This window comes from Bowdeniella nasicola, from assembly GCF_001907295.1.
GTDB classification, from domain to species: domain Bacteria; phylum Actinomycetota; class Actinomycetes; order Actinomycetales; family Actinomycetaceae; genus Bowdeniella; species Bowdeniella nasicola.
The window spans coordinates 1-1405 of record NZ_MQVR01000162.1; the positions used below are offsets into that span (position 1 = coordinate 1).

Annotated in this window: 1 protein-coding gene; it reads right to left on the reverse strand. The window is 57.7% G+C overall.

Translation table 11 applies throughout. From position 1 onward, the window contains the following. Window positions 1-135: 135 nt before the first annotated feature. Window positions 136-459, reverse strand: coding sequence for a hypothetical protein (locus BSZ39_RS14000; RefSeq protein ID WP_158025220.1), 324 nt, complete (start codon window positions 457-459; stop codon window positions 136-138). Between the last annotated feature and the right edge of the window lie 946 nt (window positions 460-1405).

The window sequence follows — 1405 nt, forward strand, 5'->3', positions numbered from 1 at the left end:
ACGACCATGACCGATACCGACACGCCCGCACTAGCAAGCTAAAACCCCAAACGAGAGGAAAACGCCGTTACACCACTACAAGGGACTTGACCGCCGGACGGAACCCAATTCCGGATCCCGGACGGTGGCTTCTTCCTATGGCTCACCCTCCCGAAGCGCGAGACGCCCTGGGGAGACGTCCTTCAGGCGGCAGTGGCCGAGAAGGTTGTCGTCATCCCCGGAAATGGCTGCTTTGTCGATACTGAGCCCGAAACCCACGTCCGGATCGCGTTTTCTGCCGTCGATGAGTCCACGATTGATGAGGGCGCCCAGCGGCTTGCGCGCGCTTTGAAGAGTTAGAGCGATGCTTGCGAAAGGCATTCGTTCTGTCGGACGACAGAACGCTTGGCTATAGAGTTCCTCCACAGATCCTGGGATCGCAGCCCGTTCAGCCGCATAAGCGAGCGATAACACTTTCATGTAAAACTCGAGCCTTTCAAAGATGAACCAACCTACGTCGGCACGACCAGTCCTCCAAGTGTCATTCGCGTTGTTGCACGATATCCTCTACTGTTATATGGTGCTAATCACTCTCTGTGATGTGGGGCAACCTAATACTAAGGAGACCGATGTGTCTCGATGGAGAACAGTCGCACTCGCTAGTCTTGCAAGTGCAGGGCTCATAGCGTCGACAGTGATCCCTGCGGGGGCAGCTACCCGCTCTGGGGTCGCGGAGTGTCGAGCGCCGCTCGCGGGAATTGTAGGAGCCACGGCCTATCAAAGTGCAGGTGGGGTGCTGATCCTTGAGCTAGGTGGTCACAAAGAAAAGACTCGAAGCCTTGTTCTTGAGCTGAAGCTGAACACAACACGCGCGCGGTGGACGGCAACCGCTCCGGTTATCACCTATGCAAATGGATACTGCATCTCCCATTGACCGTGTAGCTGAAGCTGGTTGGGAATTCGGGAGGTTGAGGAAAGGTGCTGCGCTCGTAGCTTTGTCGGTCCTAAGCTTAGCATCGTGCACGAGCGAGCCGGAGCTCCCACCGGCGGTGAGTGGGCCCGGCGGGGCCTACCCGGTATTGGCTGACTGGAAGCCTTCGGTGACTCCCACGCGCCCCTCGCTTACGGAAGCAGAAAAGCTCGAGGCGCGGCTGAAGATATTGGAGCGAGATCGGCCCGAGGCAGCCGCAGACCGCCCCATTCCGGAACTAGTCGAGTGGGTCGACAGAAATGCATGGGCGGAAAAGGAAGCCGCATGCTTGACCGAGGCAGGGTTTGTGTCCACGGTGGACGCAAAGGGTTCCGTACGGACAGACAATGTTTCGGAATCACAGGGCGGATTCAACTGGTCGTCGCAACACCTTTAGGTGAGAAAGGTGTTCAAGGATGGCGACCAAGGACTGGAGCGTGAAGATCAGCGAGGTCC